This window comes from Vogesella mureinivorans (assembly GCF_007644035.1).
Lineage (GTDB): Bacteria > Pseudomonadota > Gammaproteobacteria > Burkholderiales > Chromobacteriaceae > Vogesella > Vogesella mureinivorans.
On sequence record NZ_VMTV02000656.1, the window covers coordinates 1 to 336 of the forward strand.

1 protein-coding gene is annotated in these 336 nt (G+C 59.5%); it reads right to left on the bottom strand.

Annotated elements, in window-relative coordinates:
- On the bottom strand, positions 1 to 287 hold a 287-nt coding region (locus tag FLQ44_RS25645; protein WP_206208948.1), incomplete at its 3' end, for a hypothetical protein.
- Positions 288 to 336: the final 49 nt, after the last annotated feature.

Sequence of the window (336 nt, forward strand, 5' to 3'; positions counted from 1 at the left end):
TAATAGTCTAGCTCCGTGGGCACGGCGGGATCGATGTGCTGGCTCAGGGCGACTAACGCCTCTCGGTCAAAGAATTTTTCGAGCACGGCACCGCCGCTGTTGGAGGCACCGCCTACCAGCCAATGGTTTCCTAGCCGGTGGCTGTAGATGCCGTAGTCTCCCACATCGACTCGCTGGTTGCTGAGCAGTTTGATGGCCAGGGTTGACCCCAGGGAGGTGACCCCATCTCCTGGGGCGATCGCGCCGCTAGCTAAAAAAGCCGCAATGCTGTCGGTGGTGCCTGCCATCACCTGGCACTGGGGAGATAAGCCAAACTGTTGAGCCACGCTTTCTGTC